At 70.4% G+C, this 24,842-nt stretch carries 21 protein-coding genes and 2 pseudogenes; 11 read left to right on the top strand and 12 right to left on the bottom strand.

The window, feature by feature from the left end:
* Positions 1–90 precede the first annotated feature (90 nt).
* Positions 91–368: pseudogene (locus ACYVO2_RS21855) on the bottom strand (hypothetical protein); the annotation flags it as partial.
* Between the two features lie 159 nt (positions 369–527).
* Positions 528–1,532, bottom strand: a complete 1,005-nt coding sequence (locus ACYVO2_RS21850) for a translation initiation factor 2 (protein ID WP_461009615.1) — start codon at positions 1,530–1,532, stop codon at positions 528–530.
* An 88-nt stretch (positions 1,533–1,620) separates the two neighbouring features.
* On the opposite strand from ACYVO2_RS21850, the gene ACYVO2_RS21845 reads away from it, so the two are divergent.
* Positions 1,621–6,072, top strand: coding sequence for an AAA family ATPase (locus tag ACYVO2_RS21845; protein WP_461009614.1), 4,452 nt, complete (start codon positions 1,621–1,623; stop codon positions 6,070–6,072).
* Positions 6,073–6,136: 64 nt separating this feature from the next.
* A complete protein-coding gene (locus tag ACYVO2_RS21840; protein ID WP_461009613.1) occupies positions 6,137–7,579 on the top strand; it encodes an alpha/beta hydrolase in 1,443 nt (480 codons plus the stop codon).
* A 147-nt stretch (positions 7,580–7,726) separates the two neighbouring features.
* Here ACYVO2_RS21840 and ACYVO2_RS21835 read toward each other — a convergent pair whose 3' ends face one another.
* Positions 7,727–8,452 carry a hypothetical protein gene (locus ACYVO2_RS21835; RefSeq protein ID WP_461009612.1) on the bottom strand — a complete coding sequence of 242 codons (726 nt, stop codon included), beginning with the start codon at positions 8,450–8,452 and terminating at the stop codon, positions 7,727–7,729.
* A gap of 148 nt (positions 8,453–8,600) precedes the next feature.
* Here ACYVO2_RS21835 and ACYVO2_RS21830 point away from each other — a divergent pair, with 148 nt between their 5' ends.
* A complete protein-coding gene (locus ACYVO2_RS21830) occupies positions 8,601–9,413 on the top strand; it encodes a hypothetical protein (RefSeq protein ID WP_461009611.1) in 813 nt (270 codons plus the stop codon).
* Positions 9,414–9,878: 465 nt separating this feature from the next.
* On the opposite strand, the gene ACYVO2_RS21825 is transcribed toward ACYVO2_RS21830, so the two are convergent.
* Positions 9,879–10,835 carry a hypothetical protein gene (locus tag ACYVO2_RS21825; protein WP_461009610.1) on the bottom strand — a complete coding sequence of 319 codons (957 nt, stop codon included), beginning with the start codon at positions 10,833–10,835 and terminating at the stop codon, positions 9,879–9,881.
* Positions 10,836–11,166: 331 nt separating this feature from the next.
* Here ACYVO2_RS21825 and ACYVO2_RS21820 point away from each other — a divergent pair, with 331 nt between their 5' ends.
* Positions 11,167–11,358: a hypothetical protein gene (locus tag ACYVO2_RS21820; RefSeq protein WP_461009609.1), complete on the top strand. Its 192-nt coding sequence runs from the start codon at positions 11,167–11,169 to the stop codon at positions 11,356–11,358.
* A gap of 90 nt (positions 11,359–11,448) precedes the next feature.
* Here ACYVO2_RS21820 and ACYVO2_RS21815 read toward each other — a convergent pair whose 3' ends face one another.
* From ACYVO2_RS21815 to ACYVO2_RS21805, 3 genes and pseudogenes are all read right to left on the bottom strand, one after another.
* Positions 11,449–12,252, bottom strand: coding sequence for a hypothetical protein (locus ACYVO2_RS21815; protein WP_461009608.1), 804 nt, complete (start codon positions 12,250–12,252; stop codon positions 11,449–11,451).
* A 300-nt stretch (positions 12,253–12,552) separates the two neighbouring features.
* The gene (locus ACYVO2_RS21810; RefSeq protein WP_461009607.1) at positions 12,553–13,365 is read right to left on the bottom strand and encodes a hypothetical protein; all 813 of its coding nucleotides are present in this window, start codon (positions 13,363–13,365) and stop codon (positions 12,553–12,555) included.
* Positions 13,362–13,553: pseudogene (locus ACYVO2_RS21805) on the bottom strand (IS256 family transposase); the annotation flags it as partial. The pseudogene ACYVO2_RS21805 and the gene ACYVO2_RS21810, both read right to left, overlap by 4 nt.
* A gap of 550 nt (positions 13,554–14,103) precedes the next feature.
* On the opposite strand from ACYVO2_RS21805, the gene ACYVO2_RS21800 reads away from it, so the two are divergent.
* The 3 genes from ACYVO2_RS21800 (at position 14,104) to ACYVO2_RS21790 (ending at position 16,672) form a co-directional block, all read left to right on the top strand.
* Positions 14,104–15,426, top strand: a complete 1,323-nt coding sequence (locus tag ACYVO2_RS21800) for a hypothetical protein (RefSeq protein WP_461009606.1) — start codon at positions 14,104–14,106, stop codon at positions 15,424–15,426.
* 226 nt (positions 15,427–15,652) lie between these two features.
* Positions 15,653–16,174, top strand: a complete 522-nt coding sequence (locus tag ACYVO2_RS21795; RefSeq protein WP_461009605.1) for an SMI1/KNR4 family protein — start codon at positions 15,653–15,655, stop codon at positions 16,172–16,174.
* A gap of 168 nt (positions 16,175–16,342) precedes the next feature.
* The gene (locus ACYVO2_RS21790; protein WP_461009604.1) at positions 16,343–16,672 is read left to right on the top strand and encodes a hypothetical protein; all 330 of its coding nucleotides are present in this window, start codon (positions 16,343–16,345) and stop codon (positions 16,670–16,672) included.
* Positions 16,673–16,677: 5 nt separating this feature from the next.
* Here the strand turns inward: ACYVO2_RS21790 and ACYVO2_RS21785 are convergent.
* A protein-coding gene (locus ACYVO2_RS21785) for an IS630 family transposase (RefSeq protein ID WP_461009603.1) occupies positions 16,678–17,741 on the bottom strand; the annotation gives its coding sequence in 2 pieces (ribosomal slippage) (positions 16,678–17,295 and positions 17,298–17,741; 1,062 coding nt in all).
* Positions 17,742–17,865: 124 nt separating this feature from the next.
* A complete protein-coding gene (locus ACYVO2_RS21780) occupies positions 17,866–18,333 on the bottom strand; it encodes a hypothetical protein (RefSeq protein WP_461009602.1) in 468 nt (155 codons plus the stop codon).
* A 434-nt stretch (positions 18,334–18,767) separates the two neighbouring features.
* Here ACYVO2_RS21780 and ACYVO2_RS21775 point away from each other — a divergent pair, with 434 nt between their 5' ends.
* The 3 genes from ACYVO2_RS21775 (at position 18,768) to ACYVO2_RS21765 (ending at position 20,879) form a co-directional block, all read left to right on the top strand.
* Positions 18,768–19,475, top strand: a complete 708-nt coding sequence (locus ACYVO2_RS21775) for a hypothetical protein (RefSeq protein ID WP_461009601.1) — start codon at positions 18,768–18,770, stop codon at positions 19,473–19,475.
* 521 nt (positions 19,476–19,996) lie between these two features.
* Complete coding sequence (locus tag ACYVO2_RS21770) at positions 19,997–20,275, top strand: hypothetical protein (RefSeq protein ID WP_461009600.1); 279 nt, start codon at positions 19,997–19,999, stop codon at positions 20,273–20,275.
* Positions 20,276–20,570: 295 nt separating this feature from the next.
* The gene (locus tag ACYVO2_RS21765; protein WP_461009599.1) at positions 20,571–20,879 is read left to right on the top strand and encodes a hypothetical protein; all 309 of its coding nucleotides are present in this window, start codon (positions 20,571–20,573) and stop codon (positions 20,877–20,879) included.
* A gap of 22 nt (positions 20,880–20,901) precedes the next feature.
* On the opposite strand, the gene ACYVO2_RS21760 is transcribed toward ACYVO2_RS21765, so the two are convergent.
* From ACYVO2_RS21760 to ACYVO2_RS21750, 3 genes are all read right to left on the bottom strand, one after another.
* A complete protein-coding gene (locus ACYVO2_RS21760; RefSeq protein ID WP_461009598.1) occupies positions 20,902–21,492 on the bottom strand; it encodes a DUF6417 family protein in 591 nt (196 codons plus the stop codon).
* A 78-nt stretch (positions 21,493–21,570) separates the two neighbouring features.
* Complete coding sequence (locus ACYVO2_RS21755) at positions 21,571–22,257, bottom strand: GNAT family N-acetyltransferase (RefSeq protein ID WP_461009597.1); 687 nt, start codon at positions 22,255–22,257, stop codon at positions 21,571–21,573.
* Positions 22,254–23,483 carry a hypothetical protein gene (locus ACYVO2_RS21750; protein ID WP_461009596.1) on the bottom strand — a complete coding sequence of 410 codons (1,230 nt, stop codon included), beginning with the start codon at positions 23,481–23,483 and terminating at the stop codon, positions 22,254–22,256. Before ACYVO2_RS21750 ends, ACYVO2_RS21755 begins: the two co-directional genes overlap by 4 nt.
* Before the next feature lie 162 nt (positions 23,484–23,645).
* Here ACYVO2_RS21750 and ACYVO2_RS21745 point away from each other — a divergent pair, with 162 nt between their 5' ends.
* The gene (locus tag ACYVO2_RS21745) at positions 23,646–24,080 is read left to right on the top strand and encodes a hypothetical protein (protein ID WP_461009595.1); all 435 of its coding nucleotides are present in this window, start codon (positions 23,646–23,648) and stop codon (positions 24,078–24,080) included.
* The last annotated feature ends 762 nt before the right edge of the window (positions 24,081–24,842 follow it).

The raw sequence follows: 24,842 nt of genomic DNA, 5'->3' as shown, positions 1-24,842 counted from the left end.
CCCCGCGCTCACGGGGCAGACCCGTGTCGACCTGCCAGCGGGGCGGCTGGGGGTAGATCCCCGCGCTCGCGGGGCCGACACTTCCTGACCTTGGCTCTGCAACTTCCGCAGGTCGATGTCGAAGTCGACTTCATCGGCGGCATGAAAACGGAAGATCGCCAACACCTCGGCAGCCGGCCAGACCCGCAGGTCCGGGCACTCGGCATCCGCCGGACGGGACAGCACGGCCTCCGCCCGAGGCACCGGAAGCACCCTCTCTCTCCCTCGGAGTACTGGCACTTCCAGCCCTTCTCCGCGACAAGATCGAGGACCGCCTGCCAGTCCTCCACCGAGGCATCCGGGACACGCACGTCCGGCAGCGACCCCATCAAGTCCGGGTCGAAGAGGCTATTCACGTCATCCCACAGCAGATCAGCCGTCCCGCCATGCTGCCCGGCTCACCGACCCGACGCACCCCCGTTTCCCTTGACCATAGACATAGGGGCACCCCCGCGTGGCCTGAGCCCGGCCCTACGGGCCCGCCGACGCTAGAAGGTGTCCTCCTCCTCGAGTTCCGCCAGCACTCTGCGCTCGACGGCCTCGACCTCGTACCGTGCGTCGGGGTCGCCGCCGCGGGCCCGGACCGCGCCGCGGACCAGAGCGAGATAGAAGAGCGCTGGCGCGCAGGGGGTCCATGACGACTCGGGCTCGTCGCGGATGAACCTGAGGACCGACTCGGGGCCCGCGTCGACGAAAGCGTGGCCCTCGTGCTCCCACTTATCGGCCACGCCCCGGCTCCAGCGCACCCGCAGGTCCTCTTCGGACAGGTCGGTGAGGACCGCGCGGAAGAAGCCGGCCCACTGGTTGTTGCGCACGTCGATGCCGAAGCCGAGCAGTTCGAGGTCGACCTCGTCGGAGTCCAGCACGGCCAGTTCCTCGCGCAGTGCCCGGCGGGCGACGGCGTGCAGGCTGACCCGCCCGTCGGGAGAGAGGTCGTGGTTGCTGGCGAGTCCCTCGTTGGCGGAGGAGTTCCACTTGGACGTGTTGGGGCCGGCCACCCTTGAGCTGCGGCGGGAAAACAGCATCTTGCTGTCCTTGCCGGTCTCGACGGCGACGTTGACGCCGAAGCTGCAGAACATGAACGGCGGCACCTCCAGAAGGTCCTTGCCCTCCAGGTATTGCTGGCGCAAGGTCAGTCCGTTCTTCTGCTTGCGATCCAGGTTGATCGACGTGGCGAGGAAGTCGTAATAATCCGCGTCGCACAGGGTGAGAGTGGCGACCGGGATTTCGGCCGTGTGGGTGCGGGAGACGACCAGGCGCCGCACAGCGAAGCGCGGGTTGTTCCAGCGGTACGGCTCGCCGACCGCCTCCTTGCGGGCCTCCTCGGCCTCGATCTCGCGCCGCCACTCGGCGACCTCGTCGGGCAGTTCCACGCGCTCGGGCACGTACTTCACCCGCATGTTCTCCTCGGCGATCGGGCTGGTCCCGTCTCCTTCGAAGACATGACAGTCGGTCTGGCGCCCGACCACGGTGAACCTGTCCAAGACGGTCATCAACCGGCCCTTCCCGAGGCGCTGTTCAGCGATCCCATGACACGCGTCGCGCGGATCGATCAGTATAGGTACGGGAGGGACTACGGGGTTGTCTGCCGATGTCGAGATCAGACGGGACGCGCTCCGGTCGACCGGTCTGGTGGGGTCGGTCGCCATCGCCGAGTACGGGGAGCGTGGCGGACTGCGCGATCGCAGGCACGTCCTGCGGGCCCGCAGCCGCTTCGTGGAGCTGTGCGACCGGCTCGGTTTCGGCCGCGCCGAGAACCTGGAGGGTGACGGCACACTGGAGCGCGTGGACGAGGGCCTCAGACGGTTCGTCGCCGCCGACGCGGCCCGGAAGATCCTCTACTGGACCGGCCACGGCCACGCCACCGAGGAGGACGGATACGTCCTTGCCTGTCGCGGCAGTTACGAATTCGGCCGGCCGCACCCCGTCGCCACCCGGGCCATGCCCTTCACCCGGCTCCTGGAGCGCCTGGCCCAGGTGCGCGGCTGTGACCTGCTGGTGATCGTCGATGCGTGCGAATCGCAGCAGACCCTAGACGGAACCCGCTGGCTGCACGCCGCCCTGCGGCGCCACCGGGAGAGGTCCCGGGAGACCAGGCCCGCCCACGACGGGTTCGTGGTCCTCGCCACCGCGGGCGCCGACCGCCCGGTGGAGGAGAGCCTGTGGGTGGACTGGCTCCAGGACACCCTCGCCGACCGGAATCTCGAACTGGACGGCACCGTCCGCCCGTTCGAGCCGACCGCCCCGTTCCTCCTCGTGCCGGACCTGCTGGAGGCCATCGACCGCCGCGCCGTCGAGGCCGGCTACGAGGACGCCGCGCTGCGGCCCGCGTACGTCGAGGTCCACTCCCTGAGCCGCAGGTTCCTACACAACCCGCACTACGACTCCTCCGATGCCGTCTACCACTCCGCGGACCTGCCGCCCGACCAGGAACCCTGGCTCGCACCCGAGCAGTTCGGGCCGGTCAACGACGGTCTGCTTCCGAGCCACTTCTCCGGCCGGGTGCGTCCGCTCAGCCGACTGGTGACCTGGACCGCCTCCCAGAGCCGGGGCATGCTGGTGGTCACCGGTCCGGCCGGGACCGGCAAGACGGCGCTCCTCGCACGGCTGGCCTTGCTGTCGGTGCGCCGCCGAGTGCGGGACCTGGACCCGGTGCCGCCCCCGCAGACCGTGCCCCGGCCCGGCTCGGTCCACGGGGCGGTCTCCTGCCACGGGATGTCCCTGCACTCCCTGGCCCACTCCCTGCTCCGGGCCCTCGCGCCGCTGGGTGCCGAGGTGCCGCACGACGCGGGGATCACCGCGCGGGAAGCGGTGGAGCGGATCGGTGCGCTGGTGCCGCGCGTCGGCGGCGTCACGCTGCTCGTGGACGGATTGGACGAGGCCATGCCCGGGCAGGCCCACGAGATCGCCCGCAGGCTGCTGAACCCCCTCTCCCGGTGCCCCGGCGTGAAGCTGGTCGTCGGCACCCGCGCCCACCCCCGCCGGACGGTCGACGGCGGGTCGCGCGAGTCGCTGATCGACGCCCTGGACGGCTCTTCCCCCGTCCTGGACCTCGACCACGACAGGGACACCGAGCGCGACATCGCTGCGCTGGTGGCCACCCTCCTCGACGACACCCCTGGCTCTCCCTACGCGGGACCGGAGAACGCGGCACTGCGGCGGGAGGCGGCCGCCCTGGTGGCCCGGCGCTGCGGGCGTAGGTTCCTCGTCGCCCGCCTGGCGGCTCGCGCACTCGCCCGGCAGCCCGCCCCGCTCTCTGCCGACGCGCTCGACCTGCTCATCCAGCGCGGGGGTGGCGAACTGCGCGCGCGCATGGCCGATGAGTTGAACGTGCTCGACCCCGGGGACCGCGACCGGTGTGCCGAGCTGCTGCTGCCGCTCGCCGTGGTCCAAGGCCCCGGCCTGGCCGATCCGGGCCTCTGGCTCACTCTGGCCAACAAGCTGCGCCGCAGGCGCACTCCGGAGATGACGCGCGGGATGCTCGACGCCATGCTCCGCCGGCTCAAGGGCGTCCTGATCACCACTGAACGCCGGCCGGGCCTGCCCCCGCTCCACCGTCTCGACCACGCCAGTTACGGCACGGCCCTGCTAGAGCGGGCCGGGCTGACCGAGGGGGCCGCGCACCGCCGTGTCTTCGACGCCCTGCACCGTCCGGCGGGCGACTGGGAACGGGCGCACGACTACAGCCTGGCCTATCTTGGCGCGCACGCCGCCCAGGTACCGGTGGGTCCGGACGATCCGCCGGATGAGCAGCATCCTCTGGAGCAGTTGTTCCTGGACCCGGAGTTCCTGGTGTGGACGGATCCGGACGTGATGCTGCCGCTGACCGGGCAGTCGGCCGGCACCTGCGAGGGAGCCGACCTCTACCGGCGGGTCGGCGTCATGTTCCGGGACCACCGGTCGCCGGCGCTGCGCAGAGCGGTGCTCGCCGCTGAGGCGTTCATCGGTCACCCCGATCTCCACGAGGCGCTCGACCGGCTGCCGGGGTTCGCGGAGCGCGGGTGGCGGGAGGTGTGGACGGACTCGGCCCCGCGGCCGGCCGAGTTGACGCTGTCCGCCCCCCTCGGTGGTGCTCTGGCCCTGGACTGGAGCCGGGCGGGACTGCTCTCCCTCGCCGGCCGCGGGGAGATCGTCGGCCGACGGGCCGAGACCGGCGCCTACGTCCACACCCGGCGTGCACCGCAGGACCGGGCACGGGACGCCATGTTCGCCGCAGTCCGCGAGGCGTCTCTGCGAGGCCGGCGCATCACCGCCTCACACGACGGCCGGTCGCTGCACCTGTGGTGGGGCGACGAGCGCCTGCCGCGCCGGACCTACGGCTGGGACGGCAGCATCAGCACCCTGGACGCCGCCCCCTGCGGCGACGGCGTCCAGATCGTGGCGGCGGACGGGCGCCAGGTGTGGGCGTGGCGCTGGGCTGTGGAGTCGGGGGGCACGCCCGGTGATCGGGACGTGCGTCACGACGTCCTGCCGGTGCCGGCTGACCGGGTGGCCCTGCTGGCGTTGCGGGACCGCTGCTTCCTGCTCACCGCCGCCGGTCTCACCGCCGCCGGTTCGCTGGTCCTGCACGAACTGCACGGCAAGCTCTACGGTGACCGCCCCCTGGTGCGCGGCGGCCGGGAGTTCCACAGCGCGCCGGGCGTGCGCTACCGCGCCGCCGCGGCCCTTGTCGAGGACGCCGACCACGGACTCGTGGCGGTGGCCGAGGCGGGCGCCGACCGGGACGCCGTCACCGTATGGCGCGTGTGCGCCCCGGGGCACGGGGACCCGGACATCGTCCGCGTGGCGCGGTTCGACTCCCCGGCGCGCCAGATTGCCCTCGGCAAGAGGGGTGACGTGCCGCTGCTCGCGCTGCACGAGGGCGGGCGAGTCCGGGCGCGCAGCCTCACCGACGACACGGTCGACGCGGTGCTGCGGCTGGCCGCGCCGCGCGGCGGCCTCGCGTTCGACCCCGCCGGCACCGGGCGACTGGCCGTCGGGGATGGCGACGAGGTCCGGGTGGTCGACACCGCGGCGCTGACTGGCGCCGGATCGGCCCCGCGGCCGGTGAGCGGCGAGGCCTGGCCCCGGATCGCCGTGGCGACGGCGTCCTCGGGGCCGGTGCTGCTGGTGCGGGGGACCGGCGAGCAGGTGCTGCTCGGTGTGCACACTCCTTTGCGCGGTCAGGGGGGTCAGGGGGTCGCGTTCTCCCGGGGGAAACGGGTCACGGCGGTGTCCGCGCTGTGGCACGACGGCGTGTGGCTCGTGGCTGCCGCGGCCGGGCGCCGCGTCCGGGTGTGGCGGCTGGCCGAGGACCTCACGGAGTGGACCGAGGACGACCCGGTCGAACTGGGCGGCGACGTCAACGAGGTGGTCCCCGGGCTCGCACTCGTACCGGCCCCCGAGGGCGGGTGCCTGCTGTTCGTCCCAGACGGGCGGCGGGTGGTCCCTTACGACCGAAAGGGTGACGCGTGGACCGCGCGGCCCGCGATCGAGGCCGCGCAGGTGAAGGTGTGCGACGTGGCCGCGCACACGGCGGACGGACAGACCTGGGTCGTGGCGGACTGCGGCGACGCGCTGACCCTGTGGCAGAGCACTGCGAGCGGCTTCTGCCGCGTGGAACAGCGGGCCGCCGCCCCCGACCGGCGCGTGGGCGTCGTCCTCACCACCCGCCTCGACGGCGGCACGCGGGTGCCCCTGGTGGCCTGGAGCGAGGCGGGCACCGTGCGGCTGGCCGAGTACGACGACGGCGAATGGTCGGCCGGCCGGTTCTCTGCCCCGCACGGCCCGCCCACCGCGCTGGCCTTCGCGGGTACAGCCCGGCAACCGCTGCTGCTGGCGTTCGGCGGGGCCGGGACCGTCACCGTACTGGACGTGGCCGGTAACGCCCCGCTCGACGAGCTGGCAATCCCGTACCGCGGCACGGAGGTGCGGGCAGCGAACGCCGTGTACAGCCCGCGCCACGGACTGACGCTGTTCGTCCAGGGCCGCGACCGCTGCGACCAGGTGAGGATTCCCCAGGACCGGATGGCGGCCGCTCTGCGGCGCGGGTAACCCGGGGCCGGGGACGGCAGGCGGGCGGGATCCGCCGGAGCGGAAGAGAGAGGAGAACCACCACATGAACCACGACTTGGTCGTCTTCGTACCGGGCATCCTCGGAACGCGCCTGACGCGCGACGGCAAGGACGTCTGGAGCCAGTCGAAGCAGGCGCTGCTCAGCCTCCGGAAACCCGGGCGGGCCGTGGAGGGCCTGATGCTGCCGCCGGGCATCGGCGACGAGGCACCCGAAGGCCCCTGGGCCCTGGACGCCGACCGGCTGCTGAAGGCCCCTGAGGCGCTGCCCGGCCTCATATCCAGCATGGGGTACCCCCACGTCCGGGCCGCCCTCGGCCGGAGCGACGCCGACGGGAAGGAGCAAGGACCGCATCCGAAGCAGTTCCTGGCGTTTCCCTACGACTGGCGCTTGTCGAACCGGCTCACCGCGCGGCGGCTGCGGGACCGGGTCGACACGGCCCTGGCCGAATGGCGGGACCTCGCTCCCGGGGTCCACCCGGAAGCCCATGACGACCCGCCGAAGCTGATTCTCATGTGCCACTCCATGGGCGGCCTAGTCGCCCGCTACTACCTGGAGTGCCTCGGCGGACGCGAGCACACCCGTGCCCTGGTGACCCTGGGCACGCCGTTCCGGGGAGCCGCCAAGGCGGTCCGGGTACTCACCGGCCACGCCCTGGAGCCGCGGAACAGGGTCACCCGGGCGTTCGAGCACGTCCTGTCGGTCAACGAGAGACTGGCCCACCTCGCGCGGTCCTTCCCGTCCGTCGCCCAACTGCTGCCCCGGTACGAGGCCGTGCTGCGCGAGGACGACGACAAGCGGCGCCTGCTGACCCGCGTGTCCGTGCCGGACCTGCCCACCGAGCTGGTGGAGGAGGCGTTCGCGTTCCACCGGGACATCGACGAGGCGTGGGAGCGCCATCAAGCCGGACTCACGGCACCGCCGTACCGGGTGCACTGCTTCGCCGGGAGGGCGCACCCCACCGTGCACGGCGTCGTCGTCGGCGCCGACGGGTCACTGGAATTCGTGACACGGCTGGACAACGAAGGGGACTGGAGCGGCGACGGCACGGTGCCTGGTGGATCGGCCATGGCCTCCTGGGCGCTGGAGCGGGAGGACGACGCGCTGTGGAGCGGCGAACGGCACGCCGGCATGGCCGGTGCCGAGTCCCTGCGGCATCAGCTCGGCGCGATCCGGCGCAGCAGGCCCGCCCGCCGGATGCTCGACGGGGACACGGCCTTCGGTATTGAGGTGCCCGAACTCGCCGCGGCGGGCGCGCCGTTCAGCGTCCGGGCGACCGGCCCGACGGTCACCGAACGGACGCTGCGGGCACGTCTGTCCCCTTCTGCCGGACCGCTCGCCGACACCGAGTCGGTGACGCTGCTGCCGGACGGCACGGGCGGGGTCGTCGCCGAGCTGACGGCCTCCGAGGGGACCTGGGTCCTGCGGGTCGAGGCGGACCGTCCGAACACGGTGTGCCATGAAGTCGTCACCGTCGGTGAGATCTGAATCCCCGACCAAGCTCGAAGGTGTCCAATGCACGGGCGCCACCGAGGGGCATCGCCATGTGGAATCGCCCTCGACCTCTGGATGCTCCGTTCTCCAGTACTGGTGACAAAAGGCTGCCGAATGAGCACGTGTGACAAGTCGAATGCCTCAACGGTGGCAACCAGGCTGCCGCAACCAGTTCTGCCCGCCAGCTCGTCCGGCTTCGCCGGTGACAACTTCCGACCTTCGGCTCAGATGGCGCCTGCCTGCGGGCTTGTCTGTGCGGGCAGCGGATTCCAGGTCAGTTCGCCCGCCCGGCACGCCGACGCGCCTACCAGGACAGCCGCGGCGTGGTGGCTGCGTTGACGGCCCGGCCGAACGTCTGCAGCGCGCCTTCAGGCGCGCGGTGTTCTCCACGTCTGCCAAAGCGTTCAGCAGCTGCTCGGTGGCGACGGCCGGGTCGGAGCGGCGCACGAGCGGGGCGGCTGCGCTGGCGGCCCGGGTGAGCGGCTCCTGCAAGGGGGCTGCGGTCTGCTTGCTAGCCACGCGCTCCCGGCTCAGCAGCTCAGCCGCGCGCCCAAAGCCCACCAATCCGCTCTGCACGTCCGTTGCGCCGGCGATCCGGGCTCGGGCGGCGCCACCGGCAAAGGCGAGCACCGCCAGCAGGAACGTCAGGCCGCGCTCGGTCGACCCCTCCCACAGCAGACGGTTGACGGCGGCCGCGCCTTGCACTTCCGTCACCGCCACCGTCATCGCGTCGGCCTGCACCCGTAGGGCACCGACCTCGGCCTGCTGCTCCTGGCGGTTGCGGGCGCGGCTGGTCAGCCACGACGCCAGGACGGCGATAATTGCCCCAGAGACGAGCGTGCCGGCCAGCCCGATCAATATGTCCATTCCCGCAGGCTGGCCGTGCACCCGGCCCTGACACCCGGCTCATTGCGCACCTGACGCACAACCCGTAGCCGCCTGTAGCCGCAATGACCGACCGAACGATGCGAGGGCCCACCCCGGCGCTGTCGGGCTCTGTCGGTAGCGTCAGGACATGGACCAGCTTGCAGACCTGTCAACGGATCAGTGGGCGGTTGCCGTCGCCGTCCTTGCTGCCGTCATCGCCGCCTGGCAGGCGACCATCGCACGCAGATCGGCTGCCCGGCAGCTGGCCCTCGCGGAACGCATCCACCGGGAGCAGAACGAACCGTACGTCATCGTCGACATCCAGCCCGACCCCCACTTCGGAGAGCTTCTGCTGGTCATCGAGAACACTGGACCCACCGTCGCCCGCAACGTCCGCATCTCCTGCGACCCGCCCTTGGAGTCGGGCTGGAACCCTGTGGAGGACGAGCCGGACTTGACCCAGGTCATCCAGCAGGTACTGGCCCGGACCATTCCCATGCTGCCGCCGCGCCGCCGCCTTACCTTCCTTCTGGACAACCGCGAGAGGCTCAGAAACACAGAGCTGCCCCGGGTGTACACATTCACGGTGACGGCGGACGGTCCTGCCGGGCCGGTGGAGACGTTGGAGTTCACCGTCGACTTCGACGCCGTGGCGTGGGTGCTGCTGGAGCACCGGCCCACGGAGGGGATCGAGACCGAGCTGGGGAAAATCGGGGCCAAGCTCGCAAAGATCGCGCAAGCGGCACACGCCCTGGGGCCGAATACAGGGGCGGGCTCTACACGGCTGGGGCGGCAACAACCGAGCTCTGCGCCATCGGGCGCTTCTCGGCCTGGCCGGACCGGTGTGGTCAGCCACGCGGCGACGGATGACGTCCAGCAGCTGGCGGGATCCGGCGGCCAAGATGAACAAGAGCCCGGCCATGCCCGAACCGGTGACCACCAGGCTCAGCAGCCCGATTGATACCGACGGGTCGTCGACCGCCCCCGCCCGGCCCCCGGGGACGCCCAGGAGACCAAGCACAGCTGAACTCGCCCGGTCAGGCCCTTCTTACTGACCCGGGGAACCCCGGGCCCTGGGTGCGTTTCCGCAGGTCGGCATACGACGGTCGGAGCGTGACGCCCGATTCGCCCTAGCTACCGGCCGGTTAGTTGTTCCCTGGCGTCCGGGCTGGGATTCCGGGGCCAGGTCCGACTGCACCGCCTTGACGGCGATCCGCGGGGCGTCCGGCCGCTCCCGTCCACCGCCAAAGCCGTCGCCGGAGCCGCTGGAGATACCAGCGGAGGCGCCCTAGGAACCGGACTCCCGCCGGTGCCGTCCCTGGCGCCGCTGTCCGCGGGAGCGCTAGCGGACGGCGACCGCGACCACGTCTGTGAGCCGGCCGAGTCGGCCGGAACCGGCGGCTGACGGCACTGCGGACGCGCCGGCTCAGAAGCCGCCGCCGTACCCGCTGTCCCCGGCACCGTACCCGGCGTCCCCGGCGCCGTGGCTGCTGTGGTGCGAGCTGACGTGGACCGGCGGCCGGAGACCGGGGCGCCAGTAACTTCCGGACACCGCCTGCCACCACTGCTCGAAGGTGGTCTCCTCACCCCGCTCCCGGCACTCCCGCTCGACCGCGGCACGGGCCTGCGGGTCCCAGTGGACCCTGCTGTGTCCCCCGTCGCGGAGCGTCTCCAGCAGCGCCGCCTCCAGCCCGGCGGCGTCCAGCGGCCGGGCTGGAGACCCGGCGAGCCCGGCGGGCTCCGGTAGGGGGCGGGCGGGGGCCACGTCCAGCCGGTACGCAAGGACGGCGGGCCGCCGCTCCACGGTCACGACGGCGTACGACCACACGCGCTGCCCGGCGACCTCCAGGAACACCTCACGCCGCCGCACCTCCGCCCGCCAGCGGGCTCGCTTGGCGGCCCGCTCGACGGCCCGGTGCTCCTCGATCCGCCGCTCGATCTCCTCGCACACCGGCCGGTACGCCCTCTCGGCCTGCTCCAGGCGCTCCAGAAACACGCGCTGCGCCGCTGCCGAGCGGGCCGCGAGCCTGCGCCGCCACCCCGGCAGGGGCAGGGGGGCCGGCAGACGGCTCCACGCCCGGCTGTCCGAGTACAGGTTCACCAGGGCGCCCCTGCCACCGTGGGCCCGGTACAGCTGCTCCAGCGCCGCGGACAGGGCGCCGAGGAAGGCGCGCTCCGCCTCGGCCCACCGATCCCGCTCGTCCTGCGCGCAGTCGAGGGGGTCCCCCCACGAGTGGTTGATCCGGTAGACGGCCACGTGCCGGGGGAAGGGCGGCGGCCCGGCCGGTACGAACCGCACCCCGCACAGCTTCTCCGCGTCGAGGAGCACCTTCTCCTTGTGCACATGGACCCTCAGGTCCGCGGTCCGTTCCCGCGCTGCCACGGTCACCACCCCCGTCTGACCGGCCGGAAAGGAGGAGCCGCCCAGGAGCGGCTCCTCCACCGTAGCCCTGCGGACACGCACGGGTAAGGCGGCCTCGGGGAACAGCGGCGCAGCCGATATCGGCTGCGCCGCTGTTCCCCGAGGCCGAAGGTGCTGTTTCCTGGCATCCGCTCCAGCCGTTGCAGCGGTTCGACCATGGATGCGAAGGCGCAGATCTGCTGAGACCCGAACTTCCCAGCCCAAGATCGATCTCACCGATAAACGCTGTACGACTGTTCCCGACGGCCGGTCCAGACCGCCGACCGCGACCAGGACGCCGTGCTGCGAGGGGATGACCATCGCGCCCACCGCCCGGGAGACCTTCCCCTGCTCCACCAGGGCCTCGGTCGCGGCGCGGGCCCTGGCCAGGGCCGCCTCGTCCACCGGCGGCAACGCCTCCGGCGGCCCGGGTGGCTCCAGCATCGTTACGCCGTCCTCGGGCCCGCCCTCCAGGCCGCGGCCGACGGCCTGGTCGTTCTCGTAGAAGGTGACCATCCCAGCCAGGAACGGCATCTCGTGGCGAAACGGTTCGGCGACCGAAGGCGTCAGCCGCTCGCCAAGGCCGATAAGGCGGTCAGTTGCCCATGGCGTCCCAGGTAACGCCGCGGCCGGGCGTCGCGCGCAGGGCTGCGGCGCGGGCGCGGTCCTTCTCGATCCACTCGCGGATCTCGGGCGGGGCGTCGCCCTCGCGGATCAGCCGCGAGTACAGGGCCACGCGGTGGTCGCAGAGGGCGGCCTGTGCCTGGGGGTCGGGCACGAGCTGGTCCTCGAGCAGCCGGCTGGAGAGGCGGTCGGCGAGCAGCAGCATGGCGGTGGTGGAGTGCCGGGGCAGGCGGCCGGTCACCGGGTGTTCCTCGGCTGCCCAGCTGTCGCTCGGGGCGGTGTGCTCACGCAGCCACTGCTCCAAGTCCCGGGCGGTGGACTCGGCGGTGCTCTCCTCAGGGCCGGTGGAGCCCCAGGTGTAGCGGACGTGGTGGGGGATGCGCTCGTCGGCGGGGGTTCCGTCGGAGCGGAGGTGGTCGGGCTGGTCGAAGGGCTCGCGCCAGCGCTCGACGTCGCCGGCGAACCGCTTGTGGGCGGACTGCTTGGTGATGCCGAGGGCCTCGCCGATCTCCTCCCAGCTCGTGTGTCGCTCGCGCTCGTAGATGACGGCCCGGCGCAGGACCTCCTCGGCGAGGTGAACGAGGCGGGCGGCCTCCTCGACGTACTGCCCCTGCGGGGGCTCGGCGTTGTCGTAGTGGGTGGGGACGCCGCCCATCGCGAAATCGGCGACCTCGCGGTAGGCGCTGGACAGCATGAGGCGGGCCAGCGCCGTCTCCGTGTAGGGGTGCGGCGGGTCCTGAGGGCTCGCCGTAGAGGGTTTGTCGCTTTCAGCCATGCCGTCAGCCTAAGGCTGACGCTTGCCTGTTGTCAGCCTGAAGCTGACGAAAGGTGCCCGTCCCCGAGATCGCCAAGAAGCTCGTGATCAAGACCGGTAGAAACGCCGGATAGCACCCCTCCGTCGCCTCCGCCTACCGCGCGGCCGGTGCCTCGCCAGCAAGCTGGCGAGGCACCGGCCGGGTCGGCGATCACCGCCCCGCGCTGGCCGACCCGGGTTGACCTCACCGGCCCCGGCAGCGGCACCGGCCCCGAGCTGATGGAACGGCTCCAGCGTCACCTCCTACATCCGGCCAGGACGCTAAACGGGTACCGGGTTCTCCAGCAGGTCCGGAACTTCCGCAGCGGCACGGACCCGTCCCCGGGGAGCTGCGAGGGAGCCAGTGGGCACTTGGGCGCAGCGTGTGCTGCCTATAAGCCGGTCAGGGCGCGGCTTGCCTATGCGCACTTCCGGCGCGATCGCCCGGTCCCCGACCGCCGCTGTGTGCTGGCTGTTCCAATCCCTCGTCCCGCGGGCCGCGACCGAGGTGCATGACGATGGTGGACCCGGCTGCACTGGACGCCGATCCGGTGGCGGCTGCGGCTCGCCCCCGGGGACAGCCGCCGACCGAGCTGACCCGACCAATCGAGAGTTGTGGATGAAGTGATTCAGTTCTCGCTGGTGTCTCAGGTTGGCCTTGGCTGTGTTGCGGATGCGCTTGGTGCGGCCGGTTTCGGCGAGGAGCTCGACGGCCTCGGTGTTCGTCCCCGAGGCGGTTTTGAGCTGGAGCCAGTTGGATGACGCGAGCAGGTCGTCCGGCTGCCAGGAGAGGTTGAGCGTGACGGAGCGGAACAGCGACCACTCCCGCAGGCGCTGAGTCAGGAAGGGGTAGCCGATCGTGGCCTGGGCCATCGTCCGCGCCCACCCTTCGTAGGCGGGGCCGGGGTGGAGGTCAGCGGCTCGACGGTCCAGGTGCCGCAGCACGGCGGACTGGGCCATGGTCTGGTCCGGATCGGTGAGCACGAGGCTGACCAGTTCGACCTCGTCAGGGTCGGGAATGTTCTCCAGCTTGTCGAGATAGGCCGCGAAGCGGACATGCTCGTCCGGGTTCTGCTGGATGTCGTGGATGTTCATGCGGCCTGTTCCTCGCGCTCGACCAGGACGCCATTCTCGAAGAGTGCGCCCGTGCGGACCAGGGACACCAGGTGGGCTCCGGTGATTAAGCACCCGCGCGCCTGAACGGACTCGACCGGCTTGAGCACCAGGGCGGGGGCTGCGGCCGGGTTGCCGGCGCCGCGGGGAACCTTGGTTCGGAGCTCGAGCACCGGGAGCAGGCGGGAAGCGGTTCGCGGTGCTGCCCTGCAAGGACGGCGAGCGAGGGTGACGAGCGCAAGCCCGAGGGCGACGGGGATGGTCCGACCGCGGCGCCGTCCTCAACCGCCACCGGAGCGTCATGCTTGCGGGTGGCGCTGTCCACCCGGGCAGTGTGCGGCTGCCACCTCATCCAGCAGCCGCGGCCGAGTGGCAGACAGGCTAATGCCTCGCAACGATCGAACCTCGCCCCCGGGGACCGGACGTGGCCCGAGAGACGTCCATGATCGCGGTCACCGATCGTCGAGCAGGTCTGCTACAGCGATCGACCTCGCGCCCGGGGTTGGACCCACTCCGCGCCCCAGGCGCTGTCTGGCGGACGCTGCCGCACATGTAGGCCATGGTTGATGTGAGTGATGACTGGCCCGGCATGCACTTTCGGACAAACGTGCGATGCCTGGTGGTCTGGATGGAATGCGGCCTTCTAGGGTTGGGCGCGGTCGTGTCGCCTACCGCCCGTCTCGGGTGTGGGGAGTCCCTGTGAGAAGGATAGGCCGCAGGATGCCTCGGGGCATCTTCGCTCTGGCTTTGTGCCTGATTGGCATGTTATTGCTGGGAGCGCCTGCCAGTGCTGATACGCGAATACCGACTGACGAGCGGTTCCGTGTGTTCAATCCGGCGGATCTCCCGTCTTCCCCCAAGGATGATGCGCCAAAGCCCTACAGCCCTCCACAGGAGCAGGATCTGAGCCAGGACTGTGCTCACGTGATGTCTCAGCTCGACCAGCACGCTCGGGAGGGAACGGAGCGAGTCGGCTGTGTCACTTCCAGGACGATCACCAGCGATGAGCACCGGCAGATTTCCCCCAGTGCCCTTCCAGTGCTGTGGTGCTCCAAATACGATCCAGCAATCTGGTGGTACAAGCGTTTCGGCTGGTGCCGCACCATCGTCGTAACGTATCGGATCATCGAAGTCCGGACGGGCAAGGAGCTGGGTACCTCGGATTGGGCAATCCAGCAGGAACTTGCCCCTCAGGTGTCCGCCGCGAACATCAAGGAGCACATAGACATCACCCTCCTGAGCCAGAAAGATGCGGTGAAGACTCCTTCCATAAACTTCGACAGCGGTTGCATCAACTGCAAATCTCCGCATGTCGACCCCTTCAACGGCTATCAAGCCATGACACCTGGGCGCACGATTCAGGCGGACATGGACCGCTCTGCCTGGGTACCGAGGAAAGGCCGCGCGACTGTGACCTTCGGCTGGGAGATGATCTTCCGCCATCCGGGGGTTGCAGACCTCACTACTGACTGGGCCGGTCCGGAAGTACGCTGTGACAACGAGGTCGGCGGCAACTACGGTTGCGTCGTCGACAAGTACATTCCTACTCTCAACATCGACTATCAGACCAGGCAGGCAGGAGCCTTCTTGGTCTGGTGGGGCATGGAGTTCAACGACGAGCACTGGGGAGCCGAAGGGGCAGGCGAGCCCTTGGAGCGCCTTGCGGATGAAGAGCAAAGTCGAAAAAACCGGGATCTCATATGCCCGAATGAGTGGGTGCCGGACCTCGAAGTGCCCGATCCGAGCTGCGACGAGTATCCTTTCGCTTCCACCTACCAGAGCGCAGGAATGCAAGGAGTCGAAGGGTGGCGATGCGAACAACTCACATCCACGCGAGTCATCGTCGACGGCGTTCCTTCTGATTGGGTGCTGATACCGGTAGTCAACAGCAATCCCAAGGCGCCGTGCATACGCGCCACCACACCGCTGGGTCAGAATTCAGCGGTAGGTGGCGACCTCGGAAGGTTCACTCAGGAGCAGAGGCTGCTCAAGAAAGACAAATACTGGACCTCTGTCTGGTTCGCAGGCTCCCCCGGCAAGTAAATCGCCGGTACTCTGCATCGACTGCCGGAACAGGAAGGCAGCGGCTACCCGATGTGGTAAGGCCTGGGGCCTAGCGGGGAGTGCGCAGGGAAGCAGGCGGACAGGTCCTTCCACGCCGAGGTGGCGTCCGACCAAGTCGGACGCCACCGACCGCTTTACAGGTCAGTGATGAGCTGAGGACTCCGTGAGTGAAATAAAAGACGTATGGACCAGAATCGCCCGCTGGATGACCGGCAACGCGCCGGCCGACCACATGGCGCTACGCCCAGGGCTCACTCCCGGAGACATCCACCGCGTGGAGGGCATATTGGGTTTCCCTCTGCACCACCACGTTGCAGAATTTTTGAAACTGCAAGGTGGAATGGTCGAATGGAAGGGCTACTTCATCCCTCCCGGATACCGACTCCTCGGCCCTCTCGAGATCGTATGGCGCCATCACGGCATGATGGAACGTGTTTCCGAGTATCAAGGAAGTTCTGCCGTGGGGACCATTGTGCACCCCCTTTGGATGCCGTTGGCTGGTGGCGTCTCGGCCGACCTCCTATTCGTCGACCATCGGCCGGGGCCGGGTTATGGCGGCGTCTGCGAATGGAGGGAAGGAAGTCCTGAGTTCCACCCCGTATGGCCCAATGTCGGGGCTATGCTCACCGAGATCGCCGAGGCAATGGAAACCGGCTCCCAACCTTCTGGTCGGTACATCATAGGGATCAAGAACAGCCGCATTGCGTGGAGCACGGATCGGAGTTGATCTCCGCCGCCGCGACCTCTTGCCTGACCCTCCACAGGCGATCGTGACCATCCAGGCCAGGCACGCGGCCCTCGCACCCGCGCGGGCCGCGGCCGTGGCTCCAGCTCTGGGCCGGGCGGTGGCGTCGTACGTGTCGAGCGGTGTCCAGGTGTGTGCGGCCGGGACGGCGTGGAGGAGCCGGTCAGCGTCCGGGAGCGGTCCGTCGGCGACGGGGATCTGGAAGGTGCGGCGCTCGCCCAGCGGTGGCGGGTCGCCGGCCTGCGCGGCCTCGGCCAGGCGCGGGCGGCGGCTTCCGGGGAGGTCGGGGAACTGGTCCAGGACGTAGGCAGTGGTCGCCAGAGCGCCGTCCTAGACGAACGCGGCGACCTTCCCCTCAACGGGACGCGGATGCCGCGATACGGCGGGTCGGCGTCGTCCAGAACCGATCCTGGTGAGCACCGTGAGCTTGCGGTCGTGGCGCTCGGCGTGCTTGAGCAGGTACTGACCTTCAATGCGTGAAGTCGTCATGCTGGCTGGCGTCGGAGGCCGGTGCCGGTAAAACAGCCGTCGAGGACATCGTGGCGGTACTGGAGCTGGCGTAAGCCTCGCCGGACGGCGGTGATCAGGTCGTGCGGGTCGGGGAACGCGCGGTTGGCTGTGGTGGTGCGTCGCGGTACCGACCAGATGCCTTCGACCGGGTTGAGGTCGGGTGCGTAGGGCGGTAGTTGGTAGACGGTGAGCCAGTCCCGTTCGGCGATGTAGCGGCGCATGCCGGCCGTCAGGTGGGTGTTGAGGTTGTCCCAGACCAGCACGATCGGGCCGCCGAGCTGCTGGTGGGCGGTCTGGATCAGGTCGCGGTAGTCCTTCCAGGAGAAGCTCTTGCGTCCGTCGGGCCGGGCGTCCGGGCAGGGCCGGTAGATCGGCCTCGAGTGTTCGCCGGTCTTGTAGCAGGCCAGGGCGGCCACCGATAAGCGGCGGCGGGAGCGGCCCCGGACGCGGACCACGGGGGTGTGGCCGCGGCGGGACCAGGTGCGGGTGGTCGGCGGCGTCATCGAGAATCCGGCTTCGTCCTCGAAGACGAGCCAGGCGTCGAGCGCCGCCACGGTCCTTCCACCTGGGGCCAGGTCTCCCTCACCCAGCCGGCCACCACGTTCTCGTCCCGCTCGATCGCACGCCGTGCGGGGACCTGGCAGCTCCAGCCGTGCCGCTTGAGCAGGGCGGCCACCCCTTGCACGGTGTAGCTCTTATGGAAGCGGCGCCCGATCAGCGTCTTGATCCGGGACAGGGTCCAGGTCTGGTCCGGCCACCCATGCGCCACCGGCCCCTTGGCCAGCTCACGCTCCAGCACGGCGAACAGGTCGTCACTGAGCTGTGGCAGCGATGCCGGGCCCTTCGAGACCAGGGCTCTGGTCCCGTCCTGCGACCAAGCCTTGCGCCAACGCTGTACCGACCGGACGCTGACCCGCAGCTCGTGAGCGATGACCGTGTTCTCGTCACCCTGCCGGAACCGCTCGGCCGCCTCCATCCTCAACTTCTCGCGGAAGGCCCGCCGTTCATCGGTCAGCCCGCCACCTTGCGCATACCTCATGCACTTGGCGTACCGCAGGGGTCATGGACCGTCAGCCCTACCGACACCACGCTTTGAAGGTCAGTAAATGGTTCTCCTGCCCGGGAAGGGCAACTGCCCACCCCTCCCAGGCACACGCATCTCCCTACGATCGCGCAGGCCAGAACTGCACAAGGTAACGCTCGACGCCTTCGGGGACCTCAACGGACGCCAACCGAGCCACCTCCTCGCGGCCGCAGCAATACACGCGCACACCCCACAGCATGTTCTTCTCACCCAAGTGGATCAGCTCAAGCCTGGCGCCTGTCACAACCCATACGGCCAAAGCCCCGGCCCTCGAGCGGATCTCCGTATCCCCGCGGACATCCCACGCCTCTCGGTCGTCAGCCGGCGGCTCGCCGTCCCAGATCTCCGCTGTCAGGGGCGCTTGATGTGTGTGCCCGGCGCTCTCGACGTCGATCCGCCCCTCGAACGTGGTCAAGAGATCTGCTCCCAGTGAGGCGCGCTCATCCGGGAACCTGCAGGGAACCTCCAAATCGTCCGCATCCTGAAGAGCGAACCCGCCGAAGGCCACCGGGAGCTCGATGACCTGCTGCCGCAGTAAGGTCGCCATCGCCCTCACCTCTCCTGTCTCCCTCTCACAGCACGGCCGACACCCAGGGCCAACCCGGGGTGCTCGGCCCCGACCACCTGTACCAGTCCGCGCAGTCCTCCCGGCCCGTCCTCCACCCCCCGCTCGCCAGTACGCCCTCCTGGGTGGCCAAGGTATCGGGGCGGTGCGACCCCAGCCCTCGCACCTGTTCCAGCACCTCGGCGAAGGCAACCACGACTCAACCGCATCTCCCGCTGCCCCCGCCCGAGTGCCAACGTGTGACCGGTGGCCAGGGTCTCAGGTGGTGCGGGGGTCGACACGGACGTCTCCGTCGCTGACGCGGCCGCAGAGCCGGCCGCGCTCAAGGGCGGCCGACGGCGCGACAGATTCCACCAAATCAACCCGGCCATTGAAGGAATGCGATCTACGTGCCCGAAAGGTGAGGGAGTCCCCCGGTGAGTGACGAGTCCGCTGCCACAACCGCCCCCGTCCATGTCGAGTACCACATGTTCTACCTGACCGAGCCGGGCACGCCGATGGACTGGCTGCCGCCGGCCCCCAACGGCCTGATCGGATCCCGGCCCGGCGCGGCGGTGATCTACTGCGGAGCCGGCAGCGGACTCGTCACCGTCCACCTGCACACCCGCCCCACCGAACCGCCCGCGCCGTCGACCGACGCCTGGGAGGAGGTACTCGACCACAGCATCAACGCCCCCGAAGGCGCCATGCACGTGACATGCGTGATGGACAACCCTCCCGACCTGCCCTCCCTCACCCCCTTCGGCCCCGGTACCTACCGGCTGCGCGTCCACGCCCGCAGCCGCGACCTGGCACCCGACGCCGTCGCCTTCGAACCCATCGAGGAATTCCTGCTCATCACCTGGCCGGAGACCCACCTCCGTCCGGACCGGGTCCACAAGCAGACCGACCACTACGGCGCCCAACGGCGCCGGTCCGAAGCCGCAGCCCCCGCACCGGCCGACCCGGACCGGCCCGCATTCCGCAGCGAGCCCAGAATGCTCATGCGGGACGAGCAGGCCAGCCTGCCGCTACTACTGCCGGAGGATCTGGAGAACATACGCCGCCACCGCCAACGACGCACAGGCGGACCCACAGGCGAAGAGATCCTCCGGGCACGCGCCCGCCGCCGGGAGTCCCAGTAGCCCTGACACGACGCCGTGGTCAACGACTGCTCAACAGCAGAAAGCCCAACAGACCGCAGCGCGGCTTGATGTGGAGCCACCGCAGGGTTTTCACCCCCAGGGGAAAGGCACTGGCGCGTGCTGGCGCTCCCGGGGGCGCACCGCGGCGTGGTGTCCGGGCCCGGTCGTGCTCACGGCTGCGGTCGCTGGCCTGTTGGCGTCCGCGCCTGGCGTATGGCCACCCCGGGCGCTCGGTCATGGCCGGACCGATCCTGGCCCGGACGGCGAGGCAGTACGTCGCCTCCCGCACCTTCCAACTGCGCCCCGCGGTGGGGAGGCGTCTGGGAACGCACGAGTTGCCGGGGAGTTCCTGGTGTTGAAGGAGCAGCGCGAAACATGGGACAGGGACTCGTAGCCAGGTGATGTCCACCCAGCGGGGCGCAGTTGGCGCCTGGGCCGAGGGGGTAGATTCGCCCTTCCGAGTACGCCGCCCGTCCCGGGCGCACGCGGAGCAGGGGGCGGGGATGCCTTAGGGAGGTCTCATGGTGGAGCGCAGCACCCACGTCAGTAGCGACGGACGTCGCCGCGTCGACGCGATCGGCCCGTCCGTGATCCCCGGTTGGGATCTCGTCTACGACCATCCCGCGGACCACGCGCAGGTCATTCGCAGGGAGGAGAGCACCTACGCTCTGGCCTGCACGCTGCACCGGCACGCCAAGGCGCTGTCCACGCAGAACGAGGAACGTCCATGGCGCGAGAACGGCGGATGGTGCCCCGGATGCGTGGCCGGGCTTCCCCCGGTCTCGGACGAGACACGCTAACTGCCGGGCTGGAGGGGATGGGCTGCTGGGGCTGGTCAAGACGGCTCCGCGCAGTGAGTGGTGGCTGGCCCGGTGAGCTCCAGCTTCTGCGCTACGGCCTCCAGCCACGCTGGGTTGCCCCCTGGCCTTCGGTCGGGGATGTCGTCCTGCGACAGGTGCGGCGCTGGGACGGGCAGCCGCGGTCAGCAGGGCCCACTGCAGCCCTCGCTCTTGCAGCCAGCCGAGCAGCATGCCGATCTCCGCGTGGAACCCCACTCACTCGAGTCGGAAGCCCTTCCAGCACATCGAAATGATCATGGAGGCGGCTGCTGCGGAGGACACCACGCACCGCTGGCCACTCGCCACCGCTGACGCCCCGGTCCTGACCAAGACGGCCGAAACCCCCCGCTCCGCCGGCGGGACCCGGGAGGCCAAGATGGCCGCCGCCCGTCGACACGCCGCAGCCTTACAGGTACACCGCGACTTAACCGGCCAGCGCGTCCTGCTGGGCGACGACATCTTCACCACCGGTGCCCAGTTCCACACCGTCGCCCGGTACCTGGTCCAAACCGGCCACGCGGAGGAGGTCCGCGGCCTCGTCCTGGCCCGCGTGCCTTGGGGCTGAAGCGAACCGCTGCCCGGTGCGGTCAGAGCGATGCCGGGTCGGGTGTGTAGCCGATCTGGTACTCGCGGGCGAACCAGTTGTACGCCATGGCTGCGCCGGTCAGGCGTTCGAGGTACAGGCCGCGCGTGAGAGAGGCGATCTCCTCGGCGGTGAGTTGCAGGAGCCAGCGGTTGCGTGCGGCGTCCCACGCCGCTTCCTCCGCGGCCACCCGCAGTCCCGGGACGGGGGGCCGGCTCAGGCGGGGAGCAAGGTCCAGGTAGCGGCGCAGGACGGTCATCTCGGTGCGCCGAAGGGCGATCTCCCGGTAGTGCGGGTCGGCCTGCTTGGCGAGCCAGGAGGCCGCCGGCCGGGGCTGGGCGTCCCGCTCGGGCCGTGTCGCGTGGAACACCAGCAGGTCGCGGCCGTCCTCGGTGAGCTGCGCCGCCCACTGCGCGGGCGGGGAGCCGGGGCGCAGGGTGGCCAGGAGGGCGGGGTCCGCGGTGCGGCACAACCCGAGTCGTTCCATCTTCTCGACGGACCGCAGCGGGATGCCGCTGTCGTCGGTCGCCCAGCCGTCGGCGGCCTTGTCCTGCGCAAGGGCGAGCCACTCCAGTTGCTGTGCGTTGACCTCCATCGCTCCCCTTCCGGGTCCGGCTTTCCGGTTCCCGATCCTGGCGCAGTCGGGGCGGCCGCGCGGGGTTCTTCGGTGATTTCACGGCCCCTGTGCGGACTTGTTGCGGTGCTCTGGGGCGCATCGACCAGCATCGTTGAGCATCGAACTCGTGTGCAGGTGCACTGAGGCGTCCGGGCGCAAAGAAGCTGTACGGATCACCGAGCCTTCCGACTGCTCAGTTTCCAGAGGCGGCAGTGGGCGCATCATGGCGTACAGCGGCGGTGCGCCGGGGAAGTTCGGTGTCATCTCGCCGATGATCCGGTAGCCCCAGTCCTGGTACAGGGCCACGACCTTCGGGTGGGCCTGGTGGGTCAGGAGCGTGACGCGTTCTTCCGGGCGGCCGGCGAGGAGCCGGTCGTGGATGAGCCGCGCTGCGCCGGTGCCGCGCCAGGGGGTGCGGATCATCAGCTCGGACAGGGCGAAGGTGCGCTGTCCCGTCTCGGTGGTGAAGGCAGGGTCCGGTGCAGGGGTGATGTTCTGCCACCAGGTGGTGTCCGTGCCGAGTGGCGCGCCGTAGGCGTACCCCACGGGTTCGCTGTCCCGGCGGGCGAGCGTGCAGGCGAAGCCGGGACGCGTGGTCCAGTGGTCCAGGAACGGCGCGAAGGCCTCGGGCGGGGCGAGGGGGTCGCCGCTGTCGGCGTAGACCTCGGTGTGGATGTCCAGGAGGAGGTCGCGGATCGCGGCGGCGTGCTGCCCGTCGTAGTGCTCCAGATCGAGATCGGTCACGGCGGGCCTCCGGTGCGGGGAGTGAGGGCGGCGGTTACCTTCTCTAGGCGGGCGGTGATGCGCGGGCTGGTGACGGCGTCGGCGCGGATGCTCGCGGCGGTGGCTGCGGCCTGGTCGATGTGGTGCTGGGCGAGCTGGTACTCGGCGAGCACCACGGTGTAGTAGGCCCGGTTGCGGGCGAACTGGGGGCCGAGCAGGCCCAAGGCTTGCTCGGTCAGGGCCTCGGCGCGGCCGTACTGTCCAGCGGCGGCGTGGGCGATCGCCGCGAGACCGGACAACTCCGCGGGAGTGAGGAAGGCCATCCAGCTCGGTGTGGCGTTGGCGGTGCGTTCGCCGCGGTCGTATGCGCGTTCCGCCGCGGCGAGGTGGCGGCCCATCGCGGCCGGCTGCCCGAGGGCGGCCGAGCAGTCGGCGAGCCGGGCGTGCATCAGCGCGGCAAGCAGCGGGACGGCGGCGCGGGCTTGGCGGTCTTCCAGTGCGGTGCGGTTGATCCGCGCGGCCTCGGCGTGCCGTCCGGCGTGCTCGGCCTGGGCCGCCAGATCGGACCAGGCGCGGAGGGTGGCGATGCGGTCCCGGGCCAGCAGCGCGGCCTGCAGGCCCTGGGAGCGCAGGTGGGCGGCCTGCTCGTACCGGCCGCAGTCGTGCGCGGACCACCCGGCGCACAACGCGATTCCGCTGGCGACCCGGTACAGGGCCTGCTCGACGCGCGGGCCGTAGGAGCAGTGGTCCAGCATGTGATGGATCCCGCGCAGACAGCCGGTGGCCACCTCCAGCACGACGCCGCCGCCCAGCCCGTTGAAGTGCGCATCCAGCCGTGCCGCGGCGCCCTCGAGCCGTGCGATGTCGCTCATGCCGACGCGGCCGCGGCCCGGGAGGAAGTCCAGGCCCAGGGTGGTGGCGAGCGTGGAGGACACGAACGCGCGCCGCTGCACCGGATCCACCTCCTGCTGCCCGTATGCTGCCGGTCCTGGCGGCGGAGCGGCGCCGCGGGGCACGAACCCCATCTGATGGGCGGGGCGTCCCAGCACCTGTTCCAGGGCCCGACGGTAGCGTTCCCACGGCCAGCGGCTCTGGCCCGAGATCCACCGGCGGACCTGCCGGTCGGAGCAGTCCGCCCGCAGCCCCAGCTCGCCCAGCACACGGTTGATCTCCACGGCGAAGGCCTCGTGGCTGTAGCCGGCATCCGCCAGCAGGCCCTCCAGCGTGGTGTTGCGCTGTGCTTCCACCAACCCCCCTGCTCTTGGTTTCCGGCGGTACTCGCGTCGGCACGTCCGACAAGGAAACTGTCCTGTCCCCTGGACGTCACGGCCCCGGAAGTGTCCTGATGTCCTGCACCCGGCAGACGGTTGGCTGTAGCGAGCCAGCCCGTCCACGCACATGGAGGTGCCGTGCCGGAAGCATCTGCCGCACTCGAGCAGAGCACGGCCTGGCGCGACCTTGCCGACCCTGGCCAGGTCCGCGGCCAGTGGGACGATCCCGAGAACAACACCGTGTTCGTACCCTGCGGACAGCGCTGGGACGCCCTGATCGTCACCCCCCTCGACCGTGGCCTGCATGCCCTGGACATCCTCCAGTTGCCCACGGACGGCGACTACCCGGTGCTCGGCGACTACGTCCGACGGGAACTGATCCTCTTCGTCCCGCCCGGCACCGGCCACCGCTGCACCGCCACCGGTACCCGCGTCCTGACTACCGGCAGCTGGCTGGTGATGCCCTCCGAACCCGGCACCAGCGTGGCTGTCGCCACCTGGCTCGGCACGCGCGGCGGCCGCCGCCTCCTCGATGCCCGCCAGATCCAGCAGGCACTCAGCCAGATCCCCTGAACAGCCGCGAACCGTCTCCCCCCGTGGACGGTGAGCGGCAACCACCCCGGCCGTCTGAGCAATCAGACGGCCGGGGTGCTTCTGTCACCCATTGAACGCTGCCGCCACGCCCGTTGCCAGGCTCACATCTAGGGCTGGACGGTTGGTGGTGCTGACGGCGGGCTGGTCCGGCCGCCGCTGGCGCTGCTGCTCGTTGTGCAGGTCCTCGCGCGCCAAGCCCTCTAAACGAGCCGAAGCGGCGGACCGGCCCGGTGGTGCGGCAGGATGGCCGCGAGCCACTCGAATTCTGCGCCGCGATCACTCTGATGACCGAGTGCGACATGGCCCGCTCCGGCCGTCCGCGGCAGCGTCCTCGCCCAGTGGGACGACATCCTCGCCGCCGTCGCACCCGAGCTGGCCGGGCACGCCCAGGCGGCGGCGTTCGACGCCAGCACCAGTCGGCTGGACATCGCCTGCGGCACAGCGGGGCCGATGCCCAAGCGCTACGAGAGGAAATGCACGCCAGAGGCGCGGCCGCTGGCGCACGGAAGCGGGCGGCGCGCCCACGGAGCGGGCCGAGAGAAACGCGGTGGCTGGTGCTGCGCCGCGACCGCTGGGAAGAGCGCCGTGTGTGCCACCGGGCTGATCCTCGCAGGTGGTCTCGGCGGCTTCCGGCTCTCAGGGTACGGCCTGGCCGGTGACTGGTCCGGCGGTTGGGGTGCGATTGTCCAGGGTTGATGGCGAGGGGCACCGTCACAAGTCAGGCCAGTGAGGTTGTCGGCG

This window comes from Streptomyces capparidis (assembly GCF_054782095.1).
Note: the sequence above shows the minus strand (reverse complement) of the source record. Positions and strands in the feature narration are given on the sequence as shown.

Coding starts and splice junctions, on each gene's coding strand:
- ACYVO2_RS21850 (WP_461009615.1), bottom strand. CDS start 1,532: ATGACCGTCTTGGACAGGTTCACCGTGGTCGGGCGCCAGACCGACTGT.
- ACYVO2_RS21840 (WP_461009613.1), top strand. CDS start 6,137: ATGAACCACGACTTGGTCGTCTTCGTACCGGGCATCCTCGGAACGCGC.
- ACYVO2_RS21835 (WP_461009612.1), bottom strand. CDS start 8,452: ATGGACATATTGATCGGGCTGGCCGGCACGCTCGTCTCTGGGGCAATT.
- ACYVO2_RS21830 (WP_461009611.1), top strand. CDS start 8,601: ATGGACCAGCTTGCAGACCTGTCAACGGATCAGTGGGCGGTTGCCGTC.
- ACYVO2_RS21820 (WP_461009609.1), top strand. CDS start 11,167: ATGACCATCGCGCCCACCGCCCGGGAGACCTTCCCCTGCTCCACCAGG.
- ACYVO2_RS21815 (WP_461009608.1), bottom strand. CDS start 12,252: ATGGCTGAAAGCGACAAACCCTCTACGGCGAGCCCTCAGGACCCGCCG.
- ACYVO2_RS21810 (WP_461009607.1), bottom strand. CDS start 13,365: ATGAACATCCACGACATCCAGCAGAACCCGGACGAGCATGTCCGCTTC.
- ACYVO2_RS21800 (WP_461009606.1), top strand. CDS start 14,104: ATGCCTCGGGGCATCTTCGCTCTGGCTTTGTGCCTGATTGGCATGTTA.
- ACYVO2_RS21795 (WP_461009605.1), top strand. CDS start 15,653: ATGACCGGCAACGCGCCGGCCGACCACATGGCGCTACGCCCAGGGCTC.
- ACYVO2_RS21780 (WP_461009602.1), bottom strand. CDS start 18,333: ATGGCGACCTTACTGCGGCAGCAGGTCATCGAGCTCCCGGTGGCCTTC.
- ACYVO2_RS21770 (WP_461009600.1), top strand. CDS start 19,997: ATGGTGGAGCGCAGCACCCACGTCAGTAGCGACGGACGTCGCCGCGTC.
- ACYVO2_RS21765 (WP_461009599.1), top strand. CDS start 20,571: ATGGAGGCGGCTGCTGCGGAGGACACCACGCACCGCTGGCCACTCGCC.
- ACYVO2_RS21760 (WP_461009598.1), bottom strand. CDS start 21,492: ATGGAGGTCAACGCACAGCAACTGGAGTGGCTCGCCCTTGCGCAGGAC.